This is a genomic window from Mitsuaria sp. WAJ17 (assembly GCF_014174515.1).
Classification (GTDB): Bacteria; Pseudomonadota; Gammaproteobacteria; order Burkholderiales; family Burkholderiaceae_C; genus Roseateles_B.
In genome coordinates this window covers 12499-37722 of the sequence record NZ_JACJUG010000023.1, presented here as the reverse complement: position 1 = coordinate 37722, position 25224 = coordinate 12499, and the positions used below count along the sequence as shown (strand labels likewise).

Sequence of the window (25224 nt, the reverse complement as noted above, 5' to 3'; positions counted from 1 at the left end):
GCTCAGAACTGCCAGTAGAGGAACTCGCTGACGCGATTCAGGCCGAAGGCGCCCAGCACGAAGGCCAGGGCCGTCAGCGCCGCCCATGGCAAGTTGAACTGCAGGGCGGGCAAGGCACGCTTCGGCAGCTCGGCGGCCACGCCGCGCGCGGGCTTGGCCGGTTTGGGCGGCACGTAATGCAGCGCTGGCTCGAAATGCCGCAGCAGCTCCAGCGAGTTGGGTGCCAGGAGTGCGACCAGGAACAGCAAGAGCAGCCAGGCGGCGCAGGCGACGAACTCGGATCCGGAGCTCATGCCTCCATGGATGCCCAGATGCTCGAGCCAGCCCGCGGCAGCGCCCAGCCGCGCCATCAGGGCATCCGGCAGGCTCGCGCCGTGCCAGCCCGCCATGGCCTGCAGCATTTCCAGGGCTCCGCTCACATTGCGCGCGCGGAACCACACCATGCCCACGACCACCGCGGTAAAGGTCAGCACAAAGCCCAGCGGTTTCATCACCCGCTCATAGCGCTGCTTGTCCCACTTCGGACGCCACTGGCGCCAGGCATGGTTGATGCACAAGTAGGCGCCATGCAGCAGCCCCCAGATGACGAAGGTGAAACCGGCCCCATGCCAGAAGCCCGAGACGAACATGGTCAGGATCGTGGGAAACACCGTCAGCACCGCGAAGGCTCCCGGGTGCGCGGGGCCGCGCCCCAGCACAGGCCGGCCTGCCTGCATGCGACGCCGGGTCAGCGCCATCACCACGGGCGTGTAGATGTAGGCCGTCAGGAAGCGCGTCAGCGTGATGTGCCAACGAGCCCAGAAGTCGATGATGCTGGACGCCTTCAGCGGCGAGTTGAAGTTGACCGGCAGACGGATCCCGAACAGCCGGGCCAGGCCGATTGCCATGTCGGAATAGCCGGAGAAGTCGAAGTAGATCTGGAAGGTGTAGGCCAGGGCCCCCATCCAGGCCGCGAAGAAGTCCAGCGACTGCCCCTGCTCGGCCGCACTGAAGGCCGGCCCGACGTGGACCGCCACGCCGTCGGCGAGCACCACCTTCTTGAACAGACCCATCGCGAACAGCGACAGCCCGACCGCCACGTCACGGCCGCAGAAGCGGTAATTCAGCTGCTCGAACTGCGGCATCATCTCTCGGTAGTGCACGATGGGGCCGGCAATCAGCTGGGGGAAGAAGAACACGAAGACCAGGAAGTCGTACAGGTCGAAGTCCTTGACCGTCTCCGCCCGGACGTCCAGCAGGAAAGCGATCTTCTGGAAGGTGATGAAGGAAATGCCCAGGGGCAGCATCACCGCCGTCAATTCGAACTGCGTCCCGACAGCCAGATTCAGGCTGTCCAGGAAGAAGTTCTTGTACTTGAAGTAGCCCAGGACCACCAGGTTGAACAGGATGCCCGTGGTCAGAAGCCAGCTGGCGGCGCGCTGGCCAGACTCCCCGCGCGCATTGCTGCGACGAATGAGCAAGGCAAGCCCGTAGTTGACCGTGATCGAAGGCAGGATGACCGCCAGGTTGTAGGGATTCCAGATGCCGTAGAACAGGATCGAGCACAGCACGATCCAGCTGAGACTGGCCTGGCGGGATCGCAGCCGGCCCAGCAGCTGGTAGCCCAGGCAGATGGCCGGCAGGAAAAGGAAGATGAAGCTGTAGGAATTGAAGAGCATGAACAGTTCCGCGCCGCCGCGGGGTCAGGTCGCCGTTGCCGACCAGCTCACGGCAATGGGCTGGGCCTCCGGCTGGTAGCCCGCCACGTCCAGCGCCCAGCGCTGCGCGCCCGCTTCCGCAGGCAAGGCCGTGAATCCCAGGCGCGGATAGTGTTCGGCCACCATGGCGTTCTTTTCGGTCGGGATGTACTCGCCCACCAGCCGCTGGATGCCCCGGCTTGCCGCGCACTGCACCAGCTCGTTGAGCACCTGCCGTTCCAGGCCGCGGTTGAGCACCCGGCAACTCATCAGCCAGGTGTCGATCACCCAGTCGGTGCCGCCCAAGGGCCTGCAGATAACGACGCTGATCATGCCGTTGTCACCGTAGCGATCCACCAGACGGATCTGCAGGCCCAGGACTTCGGGATTGCGCTCAAAGGACTCCACCTCGGCCTCGCTGTAGCGTCGGGTGGTCAGGTTGAACTGGTTGGTCTTGTTGATCAGCTGACTGATGCGCGCTCGGCCCAGCGCGTCGAACACGCCGAAATGCGCCTGCATCTGCAGGGACTGCAGATAGGCCCCCAGGTCGCTGCTGGCGCCGAGTTCGGCGCTGCGTGCCGCGTTGGCCTGGTATTGGGCGGCACGCTGCCCGTCCTCGGCGGTGAACTGCAGGGCCTCGAAATAGCCGCCTGCGAGCAGGGTACCGGCGAAGAACTCCGGCGAGGGTGGCAGTTCCGGCACAGCGACCTGCGGCAATTCCAACCTGACCTGCTGGCGCTCGGCGGGGTTGTCGTCCAGGAACACCAGCGCGTCCACGCCGATGTTCAACGCCTGGGCGATCGCCCGCAGATTGCTGGCCTTGTCTTTCCAGTTCGCCTGGAAGACGGCAATGTGCTCCTCGCGCAGCAGCATGTCGGGATGCTCACGGAACACCTGCCTCGCGATGGACTCCTCGTTCTTGGAGGACACCGCCAGCACGATGCCGCGTTCACGCAGCGCCAGCGCCGTGGCCTGGACCTGCAGGTGCGCTTCTCCGACCGGATGCCCCTGGCCCAGCACGATGCCCGCCAGTCCGTCATCGCCGATGACGCCGCCCCACAGCGTGTTGTCCAGGTCCAGGACCAGGCATTTCCGGGCCTTGCCCCTGGCAGCCATCAGCAGTCGAGCCAGGTGCTCGGCATACAGCGGCACCATGGCATGGGCGAAGGCAAACTTGCCGATGGCCCATTGCGTCGGATCATGCCAATGGCTCAGACCCACTTGGCCGGCCAGCGCTGCCACGTCGAACAGCAGTTCGCCCGAGGCCCGTCGTGCCCGCAGGCGCTGGTTGAAGGCTTCGATCAACCAGCGCTGGGTCCCCGGCAGCTGCCCTTCCAGGCTGCCGAACAGGCTTTCAGCCGGCGCGGCCAGGGTCTGCACCACGACACTGCAGGACGCATGCCCGCTGCGCAGCCCGGCCACCAGGCCGGCCAGCATCTGCATCGCTTCCTCGACCTGCTGCTCGGCCAGCGCTGCATTGCCCGGGCAGGGCCGCCACTGGAACGCCCGATAGTCGAGGGCCAGGACGACGAAATCATTGCACCGGGTGCGGGTCTGCGACGCCGGATCCAGGGCCTCCTGCATGAACTGCCCGTAGGCCGGCACCTGCAGGTCCAGCAGCAGGTCGTGACGCAGCCCGGTGGCAGGCAGTGCCGACGCGATCAGCTCCGTGCTGGCATTGGACAGCAGGCCCACGGTGATGGGCGCGGCCCCCTTCACCTTCAGAGGATCGGCAAGCAGGCGCGTCAACGCATGCAGCTGCGTCATGTTCAGGCGTCCGGCGGCGAGCCGGCGCAGCGCCTGCATTGGCAGTTCGGCCATGTCGCGCAGCTGGCGCAGCTCAGCCCGGAATTCGGTCGCGGCTTCGGGGAGCCAGGGCAAGTCTTGCAGGTTCATTGCATTCTCGATTCATTGCTGCCAGCGCGCCGCAAGGCCTGAGGTCAGGCGCGCCAGCCCGCTTCGGCAGGGCCTCAACGACCCTTGCGCTCGATGGCAGCCACCAGCTCGCCGACGTTCTTGATGGCGCTGATCTCGCTGGCGGCAAATCGCATCCCGAACTCCTGCTCGATCGCCAGGAACAGGCGCACATTGCCCATGCTGTCCCAGCCATCGACATCGGCCGCCGTCATGTCGTCTGTCAGTTCAATATCGTCGTTGTCAAAAACATCACGCAACAACTCGGTCAGGCGCGCCGCGACTGCATTCATCACATCAACTCCGCAAGAAGAGTCCGGGACCGGACCGTCGCCGCAGGCGAGGCCGATCCAGACATCGAAGAAAGCCGGGAGGATAGCGTCAATGCGTGTCAGCCCATCAGTCCCCCCCCCTGAGTCAGCGGCACGCCCGATCCGGCCCGGTCTCCGGCCATTGCCTGGAGATGAGGCCGTCGGCCCAGTTAGGACGCCCGGCAGGCCGGCCGGCTGATCAAACTGGGACAATAGACGCTTTGCACGCCCCAAGTCCCGCCATGTCCCGCCCTGAAACGCTGTACCTCTTCGTCTCCTGCCCCGGTGGGGTCGAGCCCCTGCTGGAGGAAGAGCTGCACCGCATCCTGCCGCGCGGCCGTATCCACGCCCTGCGTGGCGGCTGCTCGGTGCAGGGCACACCGGAAGATGTCATGCAGATCAACCTCGAAAGCCGCCTCGCCCAGCGCGTGCTGGTGGAGCTCATCGAGGGCGGCTACCGCCACGAGGACGACCTCTATGTGCTGGCCCGCCGCGTGGACTGGGAGCGCTGGATCGGCCCGCAGCACACCATCCGCGTGGACACCACGGCCCAGCGCTCGCCCCTGCGCAGCCTGAACTTCGCGACCCTGCGCATCAAGGACGCCATCTGCGACGCCCTGCGCGACGCCACCGGCGAGCGCCCCAGCGTGGACACCCGCGCGCCGGACCTGCCCGTGGTCCTGCACCTGGGCGAGGAACGCGCCGCGCTGTACGTGGACACCTCCGGCGAGCCCCTCTTCAAGCGCGGCTGGCGCGTGGACAAGGGCGACGCCCCGCTGAAGGAGACCCTGGCCGCCGCCATGCTGGCCGCGGCCGGCTGGCGGGGCACGCCCGAGACCGGCGGGGCCCTGCACGACCCCTGCTGCGGCTCGGGCACCATCCCCGTCGAGGCCGCGCAGATCGCCTGCGGCATCGCGCCGGGCACCCAACGCCGCTTCGCCTTCGAGCGCCAGCTGCCCTTCCAGCCCCTGCGCGGGCGTTGGGCCGAGATGAAGCAGGCGGCCCAGGCCCGCGTGCACCCGCCGGCCGTGCCCATCTTCGCCAGCGACGTCGCCTTCCGCATGGTCGATTTCGCCCGCCGCAACGCGGAGCGCGCTGGCGTGGCCCAGTACATCCAGTTCAATGGCGGCGACGCCCTGGAGCGCGCCGCACCCAAGCTGCCCGAGGGCATGCCCGGCACCATCATGATGAACCCGCCCTACGGCGAGCGGATCGAGGTGCGGGGCAAGGCCGCCGCGGTCCGGGAAGCGAGCGGATCGGAGCAGCGTGATGCGGACGATGACTTCTTCCCCCGCCTGGCCGCCCACTGGAAGCGCAGCTACACCGAGAACCCCGCCGGCTGGACCGCCTGGCTGCTGTGCCCGGACATGAAGCTGCCCACGAAGATGCGGCTCAAGGAAAACCGCCGCGTGCCCATGTGGAACGGCCCCATCGAATGCCGGCTGTTCCGCTTCGACCTGATCAAGGGTTCGGCACGGGAGAAGCCGCGCGCTGCTGAATGAGGCGGCGCGCGCCCACCGCCAGCGCCAGGCCGATGAGGGCCAGCGGCAGCAGGGAACCCAGGGCCATGCGCTGCCAGCCCCCGGCCGTCACCAGGGCGCCGGAGCTGAAGGCGGTGAGCGTCATGGTGCTGTTGATGCAGACCTCCATGGTGGCCTGCGCCCGGGTCTTCTCCTCGGGGCGGTAGGCCCGGGTGAAGAGGGTGGTGCCGCCCACGAAGAGGAAGTTCCAGCCCACGCCCAGGGCCAGCAGAGCGCCCAGGAAATGGGTCAGGTCTTGCCCGGTCAGGGCGAAGCCCACGCAGACCAGATTGAGCAACAGCCCCGTCGCCATCACCGGCAGCACGCCCACGCGCTGGATCAGGTGGCCGGTGAAGAAGCTGGGCGCGAACATGCCCAGCACATGCCACTGCAGCACGAAGGTGGCGTTGTCGAAGGGCAGGCTGCACTGCTTCATGGCAATGGGCGTGGCGGCCATCAGCAGGTTCATCACCCCATAGCCCAGGGCGCAGGCCGCGATGGCCACGAGGAAGAAGGGCTCCTCCCGCATCAGCTGCGGCCAGGAGCGGCCCGTGGCCGCGCCGGGCTGCGACTCGGCCAGGGGCGGGAAGGGAATCAGCGAGACCACCAGCAGGCTCAGCAGCGCCACGCCCACCAGGGCCAGGTAGGCGCCGGCAAAGGGCTGCACCAGCAGGTCGCGGCTGAGCTTGGCCAGCGCCGGCCCGGCCACCGCGCCCAGCAGACCGCCGGCCAGCACCCAGGAGATGGCGGTCTCGCGGCGCGCGGGCTTCACCAGCTCGGTCGACACGAAGCGATACAGGCCCGCGCTGGCGTTGTAGTAACCCGCCAGCAGCGTGGCCAGCACCACCAGCCAGAAGCTGCGCTCGGTGACGGCAAAGGCCGCCAGCGAGCAGCTCATGACCGCCACGAGGGCCGCCACCTGGAAGCCTCGGCGCCGCCCCCAGGCCCGCTGATGGCGCGCCACCAGAGGCGCGAACAGGGCCCCGCCCGCCACATAGCTGCACACCGGCAGCGTGGCCATCCAGGGCACGGGCGCCAGGGCCAGGCCCACCAGACCGTTGATGGCGATGAAGGTGACGTTGTTGGTCAGAAACAGACCCTGGCACAGGGTCAGCAGCATCAGCGCGGGGTTCATGGCGGCTTTCGGGGGGAGCGTGGCCGGGAGGCTAACACCCCCCGTGTGCCGTGACGCCTCAGGCCTGCTGCAAAGCCACCCAGCCCAGCACGGCCAGGGGGGCGGTGTCCGCACGCAGGATGCGCGGCCCCAGCTGCAGGGCCTCGAAGCCGCGATCGCGGGCGGCCTGCTCCTCGGCGGGGCTCAGGCCGCCTTCAGGACCGCTGAGGACCAGGGTGGGCTGGGGCTCGCCAGCGGCGCGCTCGTGCAAGGGCCGGGCGGCGGTGGGGCTCAGCAGCCAGCGGCGGGTGGGCGCCGTCGCGTCCAGGCCCGCCAGCCAGGCGGCCAGGGTCTGGACCGGCTGGATCTGCGTGACGCGGGCCCGTCCGCACTGCTCGGCCGCGGCGATGGCCACGCCCTGCCAGTGCGCCTGCTTCTTCTGGGCACGCTCGCCCTGCAGGCGCAGCACCGAACGCTCGCTCATCAGGGGCTGGATGGCCACGGCGCCCAGCTCAGTGGCCTTCTCGACGAGGCCGTCCATGCGGTCATTGGCGGGCATCACCACGCACAGGGTCAGGGCCGTGGCCAGCTCGCGGTTGACCGGCTGGCGGGCGTGCAGCTGCACGCGAACCTCGCTGCGGCCCATGGCGGTGACCTCGGCCTGCCACTCGTCGCCGGAGCCGTCGAACAGGGTCAGGGGGCTGCCGGGCTGCAGGCGCAGCACCTGCACGTGGCGGGCGGCGGTGGCGGGCAGGCTCAGCTCGGCCGGACCGGCCAGGGGGGTATCGACAAAGAAGCGTGGAGGCATGGACGGGATTCAGGGAAAGGTCGCCGGAACCCGCCAGTGTGCCAAAGAAGCCGAGGCGCCCCGGGCGAGGCTCAGGGCATGCCCATGGCGCGCTTGACCTGCTCGGCGAGGTCGTCGCCCTGGGCCTCGCGGACCATCTCGACGAAGCGGCGGGCATAGTCCTGCAGCTCGGGCAGGCCGCTGCAGCGCTCCACTTCCAGCACCACCTTGTAGCCCTTCATCAGGCCCAGGTACTGCTTGGCGTGGCGGGTGAGGTAGGCATAGAGCTGCTCGTAGTCCAGCTGGGGCTGGCCGCCTGCAGCCACAGCGGGTGCAAGGACTGGAGCCGGCGCCGGGGCGGCAGGGGGCGCGCCAAAGGCCGGGGCAAAGGCTCCCTCGGCAGCCGGTGCCGAGGCGGGCGCCGCGCCTGCGGCCCGGATCAGGCCAAGGTCCAGCAACTGCTGGACATCGGCCTCGGCGCTGCCCTGCACCAAGCCCAGCCACTGGCGGGCGGACTTGCTGGCATCAATCACCAGCAGCAGGTTGCGGGTGGCACGGGAGTTGACGAGCTGGCGCACCTTCATTTCAGCGCGGCCGGCGTCGGTTTTCTGATAGCTCTGGTCCAACACGGCAAAAGTCTCCTGGGCGGGAGCTTACGCGCTGCCCAGAAGACCCACCGTCGGGAAAGTGCTACTTTTTGTCCCGCAATTCGCGACGCAGGATCTTTCCGACCGGGGTCTTGGGCAGATCCGTCCGGAATTCGACGATCTTGGGGCGCTTGTAGCCCGTGAGGTTGGCCTCGCAGAAGGCGCGGACGTCGGCCTCGGTGACGTTCGGGTCCTTGCGCACCACCACCACCTTGACCGCCTCGCCCGCCTTGTCGTCCGGCACGCCCACGGCGGCGCACTCGAGCACGCCCGGCATCTGGGTGATGACGTCCTCGACCTCGTTCGGGTAGACGTTGAAGCCGCTGACCAGGATCATGTCCTTCTTGCGGTCCACGATCTTGAAGTAGCCGCGCTCGTCCATCTGGCCGACATCGCCGGTGCGGAAGAAGCCGTCGGCGGTCATGACCTTGGCCGTCTCGTCCGGGCGCTGCCAGTAGCCGGCCATCACCTGCGGGCCCTTGATGGCGATCTCGCCGGTGCCGCCGGGAGGCACCTCGTGGCCGTCATCGTCCAGCAGCTTCATCTCGGTGCCGGGCACGGGCAGGCCGATGGTGCCGGTGTAGGACTTGGAGTCCGTCGGGTTGCAGCTGGCCACCGGCGAGGTCTCCGAGAGGCCGTAGCCCTCGCAGATGGGGCAGCCGGTCTTCTCCAGCCACAGCTTGGCCGTGGCCTGCTGCACGGCCATGCCGCCGCCCACGGAGATCACCAGATGGCTCCAGTCCACCGTGCCGAAGTCCTTGTGGTTGGCCATGGCCATGAACAGCGTGTTGACCGCCGGCATGCTGTGGAAGCGGTGTTGGGACAACTCCTTGAACACGCCAGGCAGGTCACGCGGATTGGGAATCAGCACATTGCAGCCGCCCATGTGCATGGACAGCATCATGTTCGTGGTGAAGCCGAAGATGTGATAGAGCGGCAGCGCACAGATGGACACCACCTGCTCGCCCTGCGGCACCTTCGCCAGGGCCGGCAGATACCAGGCCTCGCACTGCATCACATTGGCCACGAGGTTGCGGTGCAGCAGCACGGCGCCCTTGCTGACGCCGGTGGTGCCGCCGGTGTACTGCAGCACGGCGATGTCCGAGGACGCGACCTTGGGCGTCTTGTAGCCCAGGCCGCGGCCACGGCCGAGGGTATCGTTGAAGCGCACGGCCTGGGGCAGCTCGAAGGCCGGCACCAGCTTCTTCACCTTGCGCACCACATAGTTGACGATCAGGCCCTTGGGGAAGCCCAGCATGTCGCCCATGGAGGCCAGCACCACGTGCTTGGTCGGCACGTTGTTGATGACCTGCTGCAGGGTGGCGGCGAAGTTCTCGATGATGATGATGGCGCGGGCGCCGGCATCCTTGAGCTGGTGCTCCAGCTCGCGCGGGGTGTACAGCGGATTGACGTTGACCACCACGAAGCCGGCACGCAGCACGGCGGCCACGGCCACCGGGTACTGCGGGATGTTGGGCATCATGATGGCGACGCGGTCGCCCTTCTCCAGGCCCAGGCCTTGCAGGTAGGCGGCCAGGGCGCGCGAGGCCTCGTCGATCTGGGCGAAGCTGAGGGTCCGCCCCATCAGCTTGTAGGCTGGCCGGTCCGGGTACTTCTTGAACGCCGCGTCCATCAGCTCGACCAGGGAAGCGTACTGCTCCGCATGGATCTCAGCCGGAACGCCTGCCGGATAGCTTTTCAGCCAGGGTTTCTCCATTGTTGTCTCCATATCGTGGCGCCGATTCTCCCCGAGGCGGCAGGGCGCGCGATCAGGGGATTCGATAGCGAAACTAGAGAGAAACCCCCAGATCGCACGGTCCAGGGCTGTCAAGGATCCTGGTATCAGCTGCAAAAAAGTCACAAGCCCGGCGAGACAAGGCCTTCCGGCCACGCTACTCTGCAGTCTCGGATGGTCCGGACCCGAGCAGCGCTGGCCTTAGCAGCAAGCGCGCCAGAGGTCACAGGGAGAGGAAGCGGCCAATCCGAGCAACTTGGTTCCCAGGTGGTCCTGTCCTGTGCACTGGGCAGCGCAGGACCGCCTGTAGCAGCAGGACTGAGCGATGAAGCGTTGGCATGCCGGCCTCGCCGGCCCCTTGCTTTTGTTGGCCTTGGGAGCCCTGGTCGCTGCCTGGGTCCAGTATCGCCTGGCCCAGAATCAGCGGGCGTATGTCGCACAGCGCTTTGACGCCGCCACCGAAGTGGTGCTGAGCGCACTGCAGGAGCGCATGCGCACCTACGAGTACGGCCTGCGTGGCGCGCGTGGCGCCGTCATTGCCACCGGGCCCGAGCTCATCGACCGCCCGCGATTCCGTGCCTACATGGCCTCCCGGGACCTCGCCCGCGAATTCCCGGGCGCGCGCGGCTTCGGCCTGATCCGGCGCGTGCCCGTGGGTGCTGAAGAGGCCTTCCTGGACGTTGCCCGGGCGGACGGCTGGCCGGACTTCCGGATCCGGCAGATCCAGCCGTGGGACCAGGACCGGCAGGTCATCCAGTACCTCGAACCTATCGAGGGCAACGAGGCCGCCATCGGCCTGGACATCATGTCCGAGCCCCACCGCCGCGCCGCCGGCCAGATGGCCATCGACACCGGCTCGGCCATCCTGTCGCAGCCCATCACGCTGACCCAGGCGACGGGCAAGCCCAACCAGGGCATGCTCTTCCTCCTGCCCATCTACGGCCCAGGCCTGCCGCTGAGCACCGTGACCGAGCGACGCAAGGCGGCCTACGGCCTGGTCTACAGCCCGCTGGCCATGGACGAGATCCTGCAGAATCTGGGCGCGATGCCCCAGGGCATGCTGCTGCGAGTCTCCGATGCCGCCCAGGCGCCCGGCCTGCCGCCGCTGTACATCTCCGCCCGCTTTGCCGAGGTGCCCGAGAGCGCGGCCCACATGGACCGCATCTTGTCGGTCTACGGGCGCCCCTGGCGCGTCGAGGCACGGGCCGGCGCGGACTTCCTGCCGCTCGAGGACACCCTGAGCCCCGGCGGGGCCGCCTTCCTGGTGTTGACGACCTTCGTCCTGCTGGCCTTGCTGCTTTACGTGGGCCAGTTGGCCCTGGAGCGCCGCCGCCAGGGCCAGGCGGGCCTAGGGCGGTTGGCCGCCATCGTCGAGAGCTCCAGCGACGCCATCGTAGGCACGGACCTCGACGGCCGCGTGACCAGCTGGAACCCGGCCGCCGAACGCATCTTCGGCTACAGCCCCGAGCAGGCGCTGGGTCGGCGGGTGGCCGACCTCGTCGTCCCGGACGATCTGCAGGACGAGCAGCGCCGCATCCTGGCGACCATGGGCCGCGGCGAGGTGGTGCGGCAGTTCGACACCGTCCGGCGCCGTCGCGACGGCCGCTTGATCGATGTCTCCGTGACCGTGTCCCCGGTGCGCGATGACAACGGCCAGGTCGTCGGCGCTGCCAAGACGACCCGCGACATCACCGACGAGCGGCGACACGATGCGCGCTTCAAGCTGGCCGTGGATGCCGCGGGCATCGGCATCTGGATCTGGCAGCTTGGCGACAACCAGCTCTTTTGGGACGAGCGCATGTGCGAGCTCTACGGCCTGCCGCCCGAGCAGCGCCAGCACGGCCTGTTCTACGACTACTGGCGCACCCATGTGCACCCCGAGGACATCGAGGAAGCGGAGCGCCAGCTGCAGCGTCTGGTCCGCGGCGAGGGCAGCTATGCCCCCGTCTTCCGCGTGCAGCTGGAACAGGGCGGCGTGCGCTGGATCAAGGCCGCCGCCATCCTGGAGCGTGACCGCCAGGGCCTGCCCGTGCAGGTGGTGGGCACCAACCTGGACATCAGTGCCGAGGTCGAGGCCAAGCTGCGCGTGCAGGAGCTCAATGCCGATCTGGAAAGCCTGGTGCTCAAGCGCACCGCGCAGCTGCAGGATGCGGTGGTGGCCGCCGAGCAGGCCAATCTGGCGAAGTCGGCCTTCCTGTCCAATATGAGCCACGAGATCCGCACGCCGCTCAACGCCATCCTGGGCCTGGCCTACCTGCTGCGGCAGCAGCAGCTCGTCGGCGAGGCAGGCGAGATGGCGGGCAAGATCCATGGTGCCGGCCAGGGCCTGCTGGCCATCGTCAACGATGTGCTGGACTTCAGCAAGATCGAGGCCGAGCGCCTGGAGCTGGAGCAGGCGCCCTTCCGCCTCACCGATGTGCTGGACAACCTGGCCTCCATCATGGCGCCCGTGCTGGGCGCCAAACCGGTGGAGCTGCTGATCGGCCATGCGCCGGAAGGCGCGGAGTACCTGGTGGGCGATGCCCTGCGCCTGGGCCAGGTCCTGACCAACCTGCTCAGCAATGCGCTCAAGTTCACCCACAGCGGCGAGGTGATGCTCAGCGTGCAGCGCCTGGACGAGACCGACAGCGGACCGCGCCACCTGCGCTTCAGCGTGCGCGACACCGGCATCGGCATTCCACGGGACAAGCAGGCCGTGATCTTCGAGGCCTTCAACCAGGCTGACAACTCCACCACCCGAAGCTATGGCGGCACCGGCCTGGGCCTGGCCATCAGCTCACGCCTGGTCGCCCTGATGGGAGGCGTGCTGACGGTGGACAGCGAACCTGGCCGGGGCAGCGAATTCAGTTTCGAGCTGCGCCTGCCGGCCGCCAGCACCGACCTCCCCGTTCGCACGAGAGCCGGCGCGCTGTCGGTGCTCATCGCCGATGACCATGATCTCGCCCGCCAGGTACTGCGCCAGACCGCGCAGGGCCTGGGCTGGCGCGCCCAGACCGTCGATTCCGGAGAAGCGGCCCTGGCCAGCCTGGCGCAGGCAGTGGACGGCCTCTACGACGTGCTGGTGCTGGACTGGCGCATGCCTGGCCTTGACGGACTGGAGACAGCGCGCCGCATCCGCGAGCGCCACCAGGCGTCGGGGCAGTGGCCCATCATCGTGATGGTCACCGCCTACGACCGCAACGAGCTGCGCGGCCAGGACACCGAGTCCCTGGTTGACGCCGTGCTGACCAAGCCCGTCACCGCCTCCAGCCTCTACGACGCCGTGCTCGCGGCCCAGGGGCACCGCGGCCAGATCGAGCACCAACCGGGCAGCGAAGCCGGCCAGCCCCGCCTGCAGGGCTGGCACGTGCTGGTGGTCGATGACAGCGACATCAACCGCGAGGTCGCCACCCGCATGCTCAAGCGCGAAGGAGCCACCGTGCTGGAAGCCGAGGACGGGCGGGCAGCATTGCAGCATCTGGAAGGCCACGGGCAGGTGGACGCGGTGCTGATGGACATGCAGATGCCCGTGCTCGACGGCTATGCCGCCACGCGCGCCCTGCGCCGCAATCCGCGCCATGCGGGACTGCCAGTGCTGGCCCTCAGCGCCGGCGCCTTCAAAGAGCAGCGCGAGCGGGCTCTGGCCGCCGGCGTCAATGGCTTCGTCGCCAAGCCCTACACGGCCGACGAGTTGGTCAAAGCCCTCGTCGATGTGCTGAAGACCCCGTCCTCAAGCAGCCCTGCGATCGGGACCGCCCCTCCGGATGCAGCCCCATTGCCGCTGAATCGCGCGCGCGGCCTGCAGTCCTTCGGTGACGAGAAGGCCTGGATGGCCGCCCTGCTGCGCTTCTCGGCCACCTATCGGCACAGTCCCGAAGCACTGCGGGACGACACCGAGGCCCGCGCCGCCCTTGCCCACAAGCTGCGCGGTGCCGCAGCCCTGCTGGGACTGGAGCAGCTTGCCGCGGCGGCAGCGCGGCTGGAGGCCGCCAGCACGGACCCGGACCCGGACTCGGACTCGGACCATGGCAACGGCAACGGCGACGGCGGCACAGCGGCGCTACAGGCCCTGCAGCAGGCCATCAGCCAGGCCTTCCTGCATATCGAGGAGCTGATGGCGGAAGCCGCGCCCGCCCCGCCTTCTGGCGCGCCGCAGGCGGTGCCCCGGCCCGCGCCGAACGCAAGCCCTGACCCCGGCAGCCTGCGCGAGGCCCTGGACAGCGACGACTACGACCGCTTCGCCCAGGCCCTGTCGCAATGCCAGGGCCAGTTGAACCCCGAACTGCTGGCCGCGCTGGACCGCTGCCTGGCGAGCTACGACTTCCGTGGCGCCCGACTCATCTTCGATGCCGCCAGCCGCGGCCCCGTTCTGGAAAGGGAGAGCTGAACATGGCCCAAGGCCCCATCCTGGTCGTCGATGACGAACCCATCAACCTGGACGCCATGCGCCTGGCCCTGGGCGCAGTACACAAGCTGATCTATGCCCGCGATGGCGGCAGCGCGCTGGAGGCCATTGCCAAGCACAAGCCGGCCCTGGTGCTGCTGGACATCCGCATGCCCGGCATCGACGGCTACGAGGTCTGCCGCGCCATTAAAGCCAATCCGGCGACCGAGTCCCTGCCGGTGATCTTCGTCACCAGCCTCTCGGACGTAGGCGACGAGGCTCGCGGCTTCGAGGCCGGCGCGGTGGACTTCATCGTCAAGCCCATCTCGCCCCTGGTCGTGCGGGCCCGCGTGCAGACGCACCTGTCCCTGGTGCGGCACAGCCGCCTGGAGCGCAGCCACCGCGACGCGATCTACATGCTCAGCGAGGCCGGCCACTTCAATGACAACGACACCGGCGCCCACGTCTGGCGCATGGCGGCCTATTCCGCCGAACTGGCGCGCGCCGCGGGCTGGAGCGTGGAGAGCTGTCGCCTGATCGAGCTGGCCGCGCCGCTGCATGACACCGGCAAGATCGGCGTTCCGGACCGCATCCTGGGCAAACCCGGCCCGCTGGACGAGGACGAATGGGTGCTGATGCGCCGCCATCCGCTGATCGGGCACGAGATCCTCTCCAAGAGCGCGGCACCGGTCTTCCAGATGGCGGCCGAGATCGCTCTGCATCACCACGAGCGCTGGGACGGCAGTGGCTACCCGTACGGCATCGCGGGCTCGGCCATTCCCGAGTCGGCCCGCATCGTGGCCATCGCCGATGTCTACGATGCCCTGACCATGAAGCGCGCCTACAAGGACGCCTGGGCGCCGGCGCAGGCCATGGACTGGATCGCCGAGCAGCAGGGCCGGCACTTCGACCCGCGCCTGGCCGGGCTCTTCCTGACGCTGGCGCCCAAGCTGGCAGACATCCAGCGCCGCTGGCAGCATCAGATCACGCCGCCGCCACCGCCGATGGTGGCCTGATCCGATGGTCTGAGCCGCCGCCCTCCCCGGCCCAGGGCCGCGCATCGATCAGCGCGGGACAACGGGGATGCGCAACTGCAGCTCGCAACCCGGCCGCTCGCTGCCCGGGTCCACCTCGCGCCAGCTGATCTGCGCACCGATGCGTTCGGCGCGCTTGCGCATGCCCTTGAGCCCCTGGCCCTCGCGGCGGTTGCCGCGCAGGCCCAGGCCATCGTCACTGATGCTCAGCAGCACGGCGGCGCCGTCATCCACCACGCGCGTGGCGAAGCGCACCCGCCCCGCCTGCGCGTGGTGCAGCACATTGCTCAGCGCCTCCTGCACGATGCGCACGAGATCCCGGCCCTGCGCGCCCATCAGGCGCGGCAGGTGCGGCGTGTCCTGCAGCTGCCATTCCAGCTGCAGGCCGGCCGATCGCAGGCGGTCCTGCAGACGGTGGCGGACGTTGGCCAGCAGCAGACCGAGATCGCCGTCGTCCACCGTCATCGCGTCGATGGTCAGGCGCATCTCGGCGATGCAGTCGTCCAGCAGGGCCACCAGGGTGTCGGTGTCCATGCCCTGGCGCGCGCCCAGCTTGGCCATCAGCAGCTGCGAGCCCAGGCCGTCGTGCATCTCCTGCAGCAGGCGCTCGCGCTCCTGGGCCGCCACGCGCAGCTGCTCGCTGCGCTGCAGATCCTGGTAACGGGCCTCGAGCTCGCGGCTGCGCTCAGCCAGGGCCTCCTCCAGCGCATGGCGAGAGCGAGCCTGGGCGCGCAGCGAGGCCACGAAACGCCGCTGCAGCACATAGCCCGCCATGCCCACCACAGCCGCATAGCCGGCCACGTTGATATCGACCAGCGGGAAGCTGCCTTCGTCGATCAGCGCGAAGTAGCCCACATAGGCCCAGCAGAAGAAGGCCAGGCCCAGGCTGGCGGCAGCCAGGCTGTGCGCGACCTGCCCGCTGCGCAGCGCGGCCCGCAGCACCACGCCCCAGGCACCGACCATCACGATGCCCCGGCTGCCCAGGGCCCACCAAGGCCAGAGGTTCTCGAAGGCGTCCCAGACCGAGCCGTGGTAGGCCGCCCAGAGGTCGAGGGGCAGGGCGATCGCCATGAAGGCCAGTGCCAGTCGCCGTCCCCAGGAGTCGCCCGGCGCGAACCACTGCACCACCAGCAGCAGCATGAGGCCGCGGGCCATGATGTCCGCGGCGTCCAGGATCATGCGCCACCAGGGCAGGGGAACGGGCGCCACGCTGAGATAGGGCAGCAGCAGCAGGGCCGCGCTGAGGGCGTAGACGCCTGTCAGGCCGTAGACCCACTCCTGGCGCAGGGCCAGCCAGACCAGCAGCAGGAAGAGCCCCAGCAGGGCCGCGCTCAGCGCCGTCAGCAGGCGGGCACTCTGCCAGAAGTCGCGCGCCTTCTGCAGCTGGCGCATCTGGGTCGCCGGGCCCATCTGTACGACGGACAGCGTGCCCATCTGCTCCCCCGTGGCACCCAGGTGCAGGGCCACGCGATGCTCGCCGGCTTCCAGCATGGCCGGCGGCACGTTGATCAGGACGCCGCTGCTGCCCAGGCGCAGCCCGCGGTACATCGGTTCCAGCTCCAGGCCCTGCTGCGAACGCGCCAGCAGCTTGCCGTCCAGGTAGAGGTTGAGGTCGGGGTTGTGCGTGAAGGCCAGCAGCCAGGGCTCATGCACAGCCTCGGCCAGCTTGAAGTCCAGCAGGTACCAGCCCGCCTCGCTGCCCTCGGTGCGCACGTCCGGCAGCTGTACGGCCTCGGCCTTCTCGGGCATCTGCTGACCGACCAGCAGGGGCGGCGAGCCCAGCTTGTCCTCCATCCACTGGCCGTCCACCAGACGCATGACCTGCGGCATGTTCAGGGGCCCCAGGCGCAGGGACAGCCAGTGCAGGCCGGCCAGGGCCAGCAAGGGCATCAGCACGCCCAGCAGCAGCGCGCGCAGGCGGCTTGTCCGCGTCACCGCGCGCGGCGGGGTGACGGGCTCAGCCATGACTCGGTTCCATCGTCGCTATTCGATCGCCTTCACCATGTCCTCAACGACCTTCTTCGCGTCGCCGAACACCATGAGCGTCTTGTCCATGTAGAAGAGCTCATTGTCCAGCCCCGCGTAGCCCGCGGCCATGGAACGCTTGTTGACGATGATGGTCTTGGCCTTGTAGGCCTCCAAAATGGGCATGCCGTAGATGGGGCTGCCCTTCTGGTGGGCGGCCGGGTTCACCACGTCGTTGGCGCCCAGGATGATGGCGACATCGGCCTGCCCGAACTCGGCGTTGATGTCCTCCATCTCGAAGACCTGGTCATAGGGCACCTCGGCCTCGGCCAGCAGCACGTTCATATGGCCGGGCATGCGGCCCGCCACCGGGTGGATGGCGTATTTGACGCTGACACCCTTCTCCGTGAGCTTGGCCGCCAGCTCCTTCACCGCGTGCTGGGCGCGGGCCACAGCCAGGCCATAGCCGGGGACGATGATGACGCTCTCGGCATTGCCCATGATGAAGGCGGCGTCGTCTGCGCTGCCGCTCTTGACCGAACGCTGCACCGCGCCGCCTGCTGCCGCAGCCGAGGCATCGCCGCCGAAGCCTCCCAGGATCACGTTGAAGAAGGAGCGGTTCATCGCCTTGCACATGATGTAGCTCAGGATGGCCCCCGAGCTGCCCACCAGCGAACCGGCGATGATCAGCATGCTGTTGTTGAGCGAGAAGCCGATGCCCGCGGCGGCCCAGCCCGAGTAGCTGTTGAGCATGGACACCACCACCGGCATGTCCGCCCCGCCGATGGGAATGATCAGCAGCACGCCCAGCACGAAGCCCAGGGCCAGCACCAGGCCGAAGTCCATCCAGCTCTGGGAATGCCAGAAGCCGAAGATGAAGAACAGCGAGGCCAGGCCCAGGACCAGGTTGAGCCAATGCTGGCCGGGGAAGGTCACCGGCGCGCCCTGGAAGAGCCGGAACTTGTACTTGCCGCTGAGCTTGCCGAAGGCAATCACGGAGCCGCTGAAGGTAATGGCGCCGATGAAGGCCCCCAGGCCCAGCTCGATGCGATTGCCGCCGGGGATGCGCCCCGCAGCGTCGGCGATGCTGAAGGCCGCCGGCTCCAGCACGGCCGCCGCGGCGATGCACACCGCGGCCAGGCCGATCATGCTGTGCATGAAGGCCACGAGCTCGGGCATCTTGGTCATCTCGACCCGCTGCGCCATGAAGGCGCCCGTGCCGCCGCCGATCAGCAGGCCCACCAGCACGTAGCTGAGCCCGAAGGCATCGCCGTTGGCCAGCTTGACGATGAGGGCCGCCGTCGTGCCCGCGGCGATGGCCATGCCCACCATGCCGAAGACATTGCCACGGATGGAGGTGGTCGGATGGGAGAGGCCCTTCAAGGCCTGGATGAAGCAGACGCTGGCCAGCAGGTACAGCAGTGTGACGAGGTTCATGCTCATGCCTGGCCCTCCTTCACCGCAGGCGCCTTGCGCTCCTTCTTGACTGCGGCCGCTTCGCTTGACTGGCCCACGGGCAAGTTAGCCGGCGTCGAAAAAACGCTGGAATGGCTCATCACTTGGCCTCCTTCTTGGCGGGCGATTTTTTCTTGAACATCTCCAGCATCCTTCGCGTCACCAGGAAGCCGCCGAAGACATTGACCGCCGCCAGCGCCACGGCCAGGGTGCCCAGCACCTTGCCCATGTCCGTGGTGGTCAGCGCCGCGGCCAGCATGGCCCCAACGATGACGATGGCCGAGATGGCGTTGGTGACGGCCATCAGCGGCGTGTGCAGGGCCGGCGTGACGGTCCAGACCACGTGGTAGCCCACATAGATGGCCAGCACGAAGATGATGAGGTTGATGATGGTGTGGTCGATGGCTTCCATGGCCTCGGCTCCTTCCGGATCAGTTGCGTTTGACCTGGCCGTCCTGCGCGACAAGGCAGGCCGTGACGATGTCGTCGTCCGCCGGGATCTGGAACCCGGCCTCCTTGGTGCAGACCAGCTTGAGGAAGTCCAGCACGTTGCGGGCATAGAGCGCCGAGGCATCGGCCGCGACCAGGGAGGGCAGATTGGTCTCGCCCACGAGCGTGACGCCATGCTTGACCACGGTCTGCCCGGGCTCGGTCAGCGGGCAGTTGCCGCCGGCCGGTGCCGCGAGGTCCACGATCACCGAGCCGGCCTTCATGGACTTGACCATGTCCTCGCTCACGAGCACGGGCGCGGCGCGGCCGGGGATCAGGGCCGTGGTGATGACCACGTCAGCCTGCGCCACGCGCTTGGCCACCTCCAGCTTCTGGCGCTCCAACCAGCTCGCTGGCATGGGGCGGGCATAGCCGCCCACGCCTTCAGCCGCTTCCTTCTCCTCGGCGGTCTCATAGGGCACGTCGATGAACTTGGCGCCCAGGGATTCGACCTGCTCCTTCACCGAGGGCCGCACGTCGGAGGCCTCGATCACCGCGCCCAGGCGCTTGGCCGTGGCGATGGCCTGCAGGCCCGCCACGCCCACGCCCAGCACCACCACGCGCGCGGCCTTGACCGTGCCGGCCGCCGTCATGAGCATGGGGAAGAAGCGCTGGTAGCGGTCCGCCGCGATCATTACCGCCTTGTAGCCCGCCACATTGGCCTGGCTGGAGAGCACGTCCATGCTCTGGGCCCGCGTGGTGCGCGGCGCAGCTTCCAGGGCGAAGGCGGTGAGGCGGGCGTCCGCAAGGCGCTGCAGGCCCTCGCGATCGAAGGGGTTGAGCATGCCCACCAGCACAGTGCCCGGCTTGACCAGGGCCAGCTCATCGGGGCCGGGCGCGCGCACCTTGAGCAGCATGTCGGCCGAGAAGGCCTGCTCGCGCGAGACCAGCTCCGCGCCGGCCGCGGCATAGGCCTCATCCGTCACGCTGGCTCGCAGGCCGGCGCCCCGCTGCACCTGCACACGATGGCCCTGGGCCACCAGCTTCTTCACGGTCTCCGGCGTGGCCGCGACACGGGACTCCCCCGCCGCGGTTTCCTGCGGCACTGCTATCAGCATCGGACTTCTCCTGTGGGAACGCGAGGCCGGCCACCCAGGGGGCGCCCGACCTGCGGATCGGGAACGGGATCTGCAAGACTTGCGGCGAGCTTACATGGGCTTCATGACGCGCCAAGCCGGCCGCGAGCGCGGGTTTGCCCCAGGATGCCCCCCGCCGCCGCCACGCGAGCCGGTCCTCCCCCATGGACCGGCGCCGGACCGGGCCTGGAGAGCTCTCCCTTTCGCGAGACGCAAAGCCGGGCTTGCTGCGGCTTCCGCACCACAATGCAGGGATGAACACCCCAGCACCTCCCCTGCGTTTCAAGCCCAGCGTCACCGTCGCGGCCCTGATTGAGCGCCAGGGCCGCTACCTGATGGTCGAGGAGAGGACCCCCGAGGGCCTGCGCATCAACCAGCCCGCGGGCCACCTGGAGCAGGGAGAGTCGCCACTGGAGGCGGTCGTGCGCGAGGTGCGCGAGGAGACCGCCCACGCCTTCACGCCGCAATCGCTGCTGGGTCTCTACATGGCCCGCTTCCAGCGCCCCGCCACCGGCGAGGACGTCACCTACCTGCGCGTGGCCTACAACGGCGTGGTGGGCGAGCCGTTGCCCGGCCTGGCCCTGGATGAAGGCATCCTGCGCTGGCTGTGGCTGAGTCCCAGGGAGATCGCCCAGGCAGAGCGCGAGGGACGCACGCGATCGGCCCTGGTCTGGCAGTGCGTGCAGGACCACCTGCGCGGCCAGCGCCATCCGCTGGACCTGATCCACTGCGCCGACAGCCTCTGGCAGCCCGATCGTTATGCAGCGGCCGGGCCCATCCGGCCCTGAATAGGCCCGTCCGCTCATTGCTTGACATAAGTCAAGACGCGGATGCGACATATCCGGACGCCCTGCGCAGCAATGCACAGGCGACGCGCAGGCCCGGTGCTAGCATCGTCGCGACCCTCCACCCCGGCTCTGGTGCGCAGGCGGCCTGCCGCTTCGCTCACCTGGCCCCGCCGCCTTGCAAGTCATCGAACGACTCGACCGCAGCCACCGGGCCGACCTGCGCAAACTCCTCCCGCGCATCGGGTTGCTGCTGGCCGGACTGATCGCCTGCTGGGCCCTGCCGGTGCCGCCCTCGCTGCGCGGCCTGGCCTCGCATGCGCCGCTGCATGCGCTGCTGGAGACTCTCTCCATCGTCGTCGCCGGCCTGATCTTCAGCCTGGCCTGGGGCAGCCGCCTGGGCCAGGTGCCGGGCAATGTCTGCGTGCTGGCCTGTGCCTTCGCCGGGGTCGGCCTGCTGGACTTCTCACACCTGATGTCCTACGCGGGCATGCCGGACTACGTGACGCCCTCGGGCCCGGAGAAGGCCATCAACTTCTGGCTGGCGGCCCGCCTGCTGGCCTGCCTGAGCCTGATGTGGATGGTGGCGGCGCCCTGGCAGACCGCCCTGCAGCGCAGAAGCCGCCATGCCCTGCTGCTGGGCATCGCGGCCCTGGTGATCCTGGTCCACTGGGCCGTGCTGATGCACCCGGACAGCCTTCCGCGCACCTTCGTGCCCGGGCAAGGCCTGACCCCGCTGAAGGTGTCCGCCGAGTACGTTCTGGTGGGCTTGCTGATGCTGACGGCCCTGCTGCTGCTGCGGCGCATGCGCGAGCCCACGCCCTTCAATGCCGCAGCGCTGCTGGGCGCCGTGCTGTGCATGGCCATGAGCGAGCTCTTCTTCACGCTCTATGCCAGCGTGACCGACGTGCTCAATCTCGCCGGCCATGTCTACAAGGTGATCGGCTACCTGTTCCTGCACCAGGCGGTGTTCATGGAGGCCGTGCAGCGCCCCTACAGGGAGCTGGAGCAGGTCAAGGAAAAGCTGCAGGCCACGCTAAGGACAGTGCCCGACCTGGTCTTCGAGCTCGATATCGACGGCCGCTACCTCAGCTACCACTCCCCGCCCAGCGAGCTGCTGGCAGCGCCGCCCAGCCACTTCATCGGCCGGTGCGTGACGGAGGTCCTGGCGCCCGAGGCGGCAGCCACGGTGCTGCAGACCCTCCACGAGGCGCTGGAGCATGGCACCTCCAGCGGCCGGCGCATCGTGCTGGACCTGCCCGTGGGCCGGCACCACTTCGAGCTGCATGCCACGCGCTGCCAGCACGAGGCCGGGGCGAAGCCCCGCCTGATCGTGCTCTCGCGCAACATCACCCAGGAGGTGAGCGCCCGCGATGCCCTGCTCGATGCCGCGCAGCAGACCCAGGCCATCCTGAACAACGTGATCGACGGCATCATCACCATCGACCGCCAGGGCATCGCCCAGACCTTCAACCGCTCCGCCAGCAAGATCTTCGGCTACGAGGCCAGCGAGGTGCTAGGGCGCAACATCAAGATGCTGATGCCCCCGCCCTATGCCGAGGAGCACGACGGCTACCTGGACCACTACGCACGCACCGGCGTGCGCCAGGTCATCGGTCGCGGCCGCGAGGTCGAGGGCCTGCGCAAGAACGGCGAGCGCTTCCCCATGAGCCTGGCCGTCAACGAGATCGAACGCGAGGGCGAGCGCATCTACATCGGCATGGTGCGCGACATCACCCAGCGCCGCGCCGCCGAGGCCGAGATCCAGCGCCTGGCCTTCTTCGACCAACTGACCGATCTGCCCAACCGCCGCCTGCTGCTGGACCGGCTGGAGCGCGCCGTGCTCAGCGCGGCACGACGCAGCCAGCTCGGCGCCCTGCTCTTCATCGACCTCGACGAATTCAAGCTGCTCAACGACACCTGGGGCCATGACTTCGGCGACCGCGTGCTCGTGCAGGTGGCGCGCCGGCTCAGCGGCGCAGTGCGCGAGGGCGACACCGTGGCGCGCCTGGGCGGCGACGAGTTCGTGATCATGCTGGAGAGCCTGGGCGAGACCCGCGAGGCCGCAGCCGCACACGCCGAGACGGTCGCGCGAAAGATCCTGCTGAGCTTCGAAAAACCCTTCCAGCTGCTGGAGCGCGAGCAGCACAGCAGCCCCAGCATCGGCATCACGCTTTTCGGCGACAACCTGCTGGGCGCCAGCGAGCTGATGGCGCATGCCGACACGGCGATGTACCAGGCCAAGGCCCAGGGCAAGAACACCTTCCGCTTCTTCGACGCCGAGCTGCAGTCCGTGCTGGCCACGCGCGCGGCCCTGGAGGCGGACCTGCGCCAGTCCATCGCGCGGCGCCAGCTGCTGCTGCATTTCCAGCCCCAGGTCGATGAACAGGGCCGCATCCTCGGGGCCGAGGCGCTGCTGCGCTGGCAGCATCCGCAGCGCGGCCTGGTGCCGCCGAGCGTCTTCATTCCCGCCGCCGAGCAGTGCGGCTTCGTGCTGGAGCTGGGCCAGTGGGTGCTGGACGCCGCCTGCCGCACCCTGGCCTCCTGGGCGCAGCACCCGGCCTGCAACGCGCTGAAGCTGTCCGTCAACGTCAGCGCGCTGCAGCTGCGGGACACCCATTTCGTGGACGGCGTGCTGGGCACCCTGCGGCGCCACGGGGCCGATCCGCGCCGACTGCGGCTGGAGCTCACCGAGTCCCTGCTGGCCGAGAACGTCGAGGACACCATCGCCAAGATGAGCGCGCTGGGCGCGGTCGGCGTGGGCTTCTCGCTGGACGACTTCGGCACCGGCTACTCCTCGCTGAACTACCTGCGCCGGCTGCCGCTGGCCGAGCTCAAGATCGACCGCAGCTTCGTCAGCGACATGCTGCTCGACTCCAACGGCGCCGTGATCGCCCGCACCATCGTGGCCCTGGGCCAGACCTTCGGCCTGCAGGTGATCGCCGAAGGCGTGGAGACGCACGAGCAGCGCGACGCCCTGCTGAAGATGGGCTGCCACCGCTTCCAGGGCTTCCTCTTCAGCCGCCCGGTGGACCAGGCCAGCTTCGAGCGCCTGCCGCAGTCGCTGGCCGCCGTCCCGGGCTGACCGCAGGCCCAGCATTGCCCCGCCCCCATGCAGCCGCGCCGGCATTTGGGACAATCGGGGCATGAGTTCGTCCCTGCCCCCCACGTCTCCCTCGTCCGCCCGACAGCGCATCGTCATCGGTCTGTCCGGCGGCGTCGATTCCGCCGTCTCCGCCTACCTGCTGAAGAAGGCCGGCCACGAGGTGATCGGCATCTTCATGAAGAACTGGGAAGACGACGACGACAGCGAGTACTGCTCCTCGCGCCAGGACTTCCTGGACGCCGCCTCGGTGGCCGATGTCATCGGCATCGAGATCGAGCACGTCAACTTCGCCGCCGACTACAAGGACCGCGTCTTCGCCGCCTTCCTGCGCGAGTACCAGGCCGGCCGCACGCCCAATCCCGACGTGCTGTGCAATGCCGAGATCAAGTTCAAGGCCTTCCTGGACCACGCCATGGCGCGCGGTGCCGAGAAGATCGCCACGGGGCACTACGCGCGGGTGCGCCAGGTCGGCGAGCACGTGCAGCTCCTGAAGGGGCTGGACCCGCTGAAGGACCAGAGCTACTTCCTGCACCGGCTGCAACAGCACCAACTGGCCAAGACCCTGTTCCCAGTGGGCGAGCTGCCCAAGACCGAGGTGCGCCGCATCGCCGAGGAGATCGGCCTGCCCAATGCGAAGAAGAAGGACTCCACCGGCATCTGCTTCATCGGCGAACGACCCTTCCGCGAGTTCCTCAACCGCTACCTCTCCCACCAGCCCGGCCCCATCAAGGACGAGCGCGGCCGCAAGCTGGGCGAGCACGTGGGCCTGTCCTTCTACACGCTGGGCCAGCGCCAGGGTCTGGGCATCGGCGGCATCAAGGAGAAGGGCGCGCCGCGCGGCGGCGGCGAGCATGCGCCCTGGTTCGTCGCCCGCAAGGACCTGGACAGCAACACCCTCGTGGTGGTGCAGGGCCATGACCACCCGCTGCTGCAGTACCGCAGCCTCATCGCCGACGACCTCTCCTGGTGCGGCCCCGCGCCAGCCTTCGGAGGCTTTGGCGCCAAGACGCGCTACCGCCAGGCCGATGCGCCCTGCGCCTTCACACCCGAGCATCCGGGCACCGGCCAGTTCCGCCTGGACTTCCCGCAGGCGCAGTGGGCGGTGACGCCGGGCCAGAGCGCGGTGCTCTACGATGGCGAGGTCTGCCTGGGCGGCGGCGTGATCGCCGAAGCCATCCCCTGATCCCTGATCGGTGAATGCCCGGGCCATGACGCCCGGCACGTGATCAAAGCCAGGCGCTGTGGCA

At 68.7% G+C, this 25224-nt stretch carries 17 protein-coding genes; 6 read left to right on the top strand and 11 right to left on the bottom strand.

The genetic code is table 11. The features are described from left to right. Window positions 1–2: 2 nt before the first annotated feature. The 3 genes from H5407_RS17550 to H5407_RS17540 all read right to left on the bottom strand — a co-directional run bounded on the left by H5407_RS17550 (window position 3) and on the right by H5407_RS17540 (window position 3883). The gene (locus H5407_RS17550; protein ID WP_183105781.1) at window positions 3–1658 is read right to left on the bottom strand and encodes an MBOAT family protein; all 1656 of its coding nucleotides are present in this window, start codon (window positions 1656–1658) and stop codon (window positions 3–5) included. 24 nt (window positions 1659–1682) lie between these two features. Next, the gene (locus H5407_RS17545; protein WP_183105780.1) at window positions 1683–3572 is read right to left on the bottom strand and encodes an HAD family hydrolase; all 1890 of its coding nucleotides are present in this window, start codon (window positions 3570–3572) and stop codon (window positions 1683–1685) included. Between the two features lie 74 nt (window positions 3573–3646). Further along, on the bottom strand, window positions 3647–3883 hold the full coding sequence (locus H5407_RS17540) for an acyl carrier protein (protein WP_183105779.1): 237 nt from the start codon (window positions 3881–3883) through the stop codon (window positions 3647–3649). 260 nt (window positions 3884–4143) lie between these two features. On the opposite strand from H5407_RS17540, the gene H5407_RS17535 reads away from it, so the two are divergent. Further along, entirely contained in the window at window positions 4144–5403 is a 1260-nt protein-coding gene (locus H5407_RS17535) for a class I SAM-dependent RNA methyltransferase (RefSeq protein ID WP_183105778.1), read from the top strand. Here H5407_RS17535 and H5407_RS17530 read toward each other — a convergent pair. The 4 genes from H5407_RS17530 to H5407_RS17515 all read right to left on the bottom strand — a co-directional run bounded on the left by H5407_RS17530 (window position 5363) and on the right by H5407_RS17515 (window position 9686). Further along, window positions 5363–6556, bottom strand: a complete 1194-nt coding sequence (locus H5407_RS17530; protein WP_183105777.1) for an MFS transporter — start codon at window positions 6554–6556, stop codon at window positions 5363–5365. The two genes, H5407_RS17535 and H5407_RS17530, sit on opposite strands and share 41 nt — an antisense overlap. Window positions 6557–6614: 58 nt before the next feature. Beyond that, complete coding sequence (locus H5407_RS17525; RefSeq protein ID WP_183105776.1) at window positions 6615–7343, bottom strand: 16S rRNA (uracil(1498)-N(3))-methyltransferase; 729 nt, start codon at window positions 7341–7343, stop codon at window positions 6615–6617. Window positions 7344–7414: 71 nt separating this feature from the next. Next, complete coding sequence (locus tag H5407_RS17520) at window positions 7415–7951, bottom strand: hypothetical protein (RefSeq protein ID WP_183105775.1); 537 nt, start codon at window positions 7949–7951, stop codon at window positions 7415–7417. Between the two features lie 61 nt (window positions 7952–8012). Then, on the bottom strand, window positions 8013–9686 hold the full coding sequence (locus H5407_RS17515) for a long-chain-fatty-acid--CoA ligase (RefSeq protein WP_183105774.1): 1674 nt from the start codon (window positions 9684–9686) through the stop codon (window positions 8013–8015). 343 nt (window positions 9687–10029) lie between these two features. Here H5407_RS17515 and H5407_RS17510 point away from each other — a divergent pair, with 343 nt between their 5' ends. Both H5407_RS17510 and H5407_RS17505 read left to right on the top strand, forming a co-directional pair. Then, window positions 10030–14070 (top strand): CHASE domain-containing protein, encoded by a 4041-nt coding sequence (locus H5407_RS17510; RefSeq protein WP_183105773.1) that lies wholly within the window; start codon window positions 10030–10032, stop codon window positions 14068–14070. 2 nt (window positions 14071–14072) lie between these two features. After that, window positions 14073–15083 (top strand): HD domain-containing phosphohydrolase, encoded by a 1011-nt coding sequence (locus H5407_RS17505; RefSeq protein WP_183105772.1) that lies wholly within the window; start codon window positions 14073–14075, stop codon window positions 15081–15083. A gap of 48 nt (window positions 15084–15131) precedes the next feature. Here H5407_RS17505 and H5407_RS17500 read toward each other — a convergent pair whose 3' ends face one another. The 4 genes from H5407_RS17500 to H5407_RS17485 form a co-directional block, all read right to left on the bottom strand. Next, entirely contained in the window at window positions 15132–17066 is a 1935-nt protein-coding gene (locus H5407_RS17500; RefSeq protein ID WP_183105771.1) for an ATP-binding protein, read from the bottom strand. 18 nt (window positions 17067–17084) lie between these two features. Further along, on the bottom strand, window positions 17085–18509 hold the full coding sequence (locus H5407_RS17495; protein WP_183105770.1) for an NAD(P)(+) transhydrogenase (Re/Si-specific) subunit beta: 1425 nt from the start codon (window positions 18507–18509) through the stop codon (window positions 17085–17087). Window positions 18510–18621: 112 nt separating this feature from the next. Next, window positions 18622–18933 carry an NAD(P) transhydrogenase subunit alpha gene (locus H5407_RS17490; RefSeq protein ID WP_183105769.1) on the bottom strand — a complete coding sequence of 104 codons (312 nt, stop codon included), beginning with the start codon at window positions 18931–18933 and terminating at the stop codon, window positions 18622–18624. Window positions 18934–18952: 19 nt separating this feature from the next. After that, complete coding sequence (locus tag H5407_RS17485; protein ID WP_183105768.1) at window positions 18953–20068, bottom strand: Re/Si-specific NAD(P)(+) transhydrogenase subunit alpha; 1116 nt, start codon at window positions 20066–20068, stop codon at window positions 18953–18955. Between the two features lie 272 nt (window positions 20069–20340). Between H5407_RS17485 and H5407_RS17480 the strand changes: the two genes are divergently transcribed. The 3 genes from H5407_RS17480 to mnmA all read left to right on the top strand — a co-directional run bounded on the left by H5407_RS17480 (window position 20341) and on the right by mnmA (window position 25160). Then, complete coding sequence (locus tag H5407_RS17480) at window positions 20341–20874, top strand: NUDIX hydrolase (protein WP_183105767.1); 534 nt, start codon at window positions 20341–20343, stop codon at window positions 20872–20874. A gap of 175 nt (window positions 20875–21049) precedes the next feature. Further along, window positions 21050–23956 carry an EAL domain-containing protein gene (locus tag H5407_RS17475; RefSeq protein WP_183105766.1) on the top strand — a complete coding sequence of 969 codons (2907 nt, stop codon included), beginning with the start codon at window positions 21050–21052 and terminating at the stop codon, window positions 23954–23956. Window positions 23957–24017: 61 nt separating this feature from the next. Continuing rightward, window positions 24018–25160: a tRNA 2-thiouridine(34) synthase MnmA gene (gene mnmA / locus H5407_RS17470; protein WP_183105765.1), complete on the top strand. Its 1143-nt coding sequence runs from the start codon at window positions 24018–24020 to the stop codon at window positions 25158–25160. Window positions 25161–25224: the final 64 nt, after the last annotated feature.

Bases quoted from the DNA above. Each gene is read 5' to 3' on its own strand.
- H5407_RS17500 (WP_183105771.1), bottom strand. From the start codon at position 17,066: ATGGCTGAGCCCGTCACCCCGCCGCGCGCGGTGACGCGGACAAGCCGC.
- H5407_RS17550 (WP_183105781.1), bottom strand. From the start codon at position 1,658: ATGCTCTTCAATTCCTACAGCTTCATCTTCCTTTTCCTGCCGGCCATC.
- H5407_RS17495 (WP_183105770.1), bottom strand. From the start codon at position 18,509: ATGAGCATGAACCTCGTCACACTGCTGTACCTGCTGGCCAGCGTCTGC.
- H5407_RS17505 (WP_183105772.1), top strand. From the start codon at position 14,073: ATGGCCCAAGGCCCCATCCTGGTCGTCGATGACGAACCCATCAACCTG.
- H5407_RS17545 (WP_183105780.1), bottom strand. From the start codon at position 3,572: ATGAACCTGCAAGACTTGCCCTGGCTCCCCGAAGCCGCGACCGAATTC.
- H5407_RS17540 (WP_183105779.1), bottom strand. From the start codon at position 3,883: ATGAATGCAGTCGCGGCGCGCCTGACCGAGTTGTTGCGTGATGTTTTT.
- H5407_RS17530 (WP_183105777.1), bottom strand. From the start codon at position 6,556: ATGAACCCCGCGCTGATGCTGCTGACCCTGTGCCAGGGTCTGTTTCTG.
- H5407_RS17510 (WP_183105773.1), top strand. From the start codon at position 10,030: ATGAAGCGTTGGCATGCCGGCCTCGCCGGCCCCTTGCTTTTGTTGGCC.
- H5407_RS17480 (WP_183105767.1), top strand. From the start codon at position 20,341: ATGAACACCCCAGCACCTCCCCTGCGTTTCAAGCCCAGCGTCACCGTC.
- H5407_RS17525 (WP_183105776.1), bottom strand. From the start codon at position 7,343: ATGCCTCCACGCTTCTTTGTCGATACCCCCCTGGCCGGTCCGGCCGAG.
- H5407_RS17485 (WP_183105768.1), bottom strand. From the start codon at position 20,068: ATGCTGATAGCAGTGCCGCAGGAAACCGCGGCGGGGGAGTCCCGTGTC.
- H5407_RS17535 (WP_183105778.1), top strand. From the start codon at position 4,144: ATGTCCCGCCCTGAAACGCTGTACCTCTTCGTCTCCTGCCCCGGTGGG.
- mnmA (WP_183105765.1), top strand. From the start codon at position 24,018: ATGAGTTCGTCCCTGCCCCCCACGTCTCCCTCGTCCGCCCGACAGCGC.
- H5407_RS17490 (WP_183105769.1), bottom strand. From the start codon at position 18,933: ATGGAAGCCATCGACCACACCATCATCAACCTCATCATCTTCGTGCTG.
- H5407_RS17515 (WP_183105774.1), bottom strand. From the start codon at position 9,686: ATGGAGAAACCCTGGCTGAAAAGCTATCCGGCAGGCGTTCCGGCTGAG.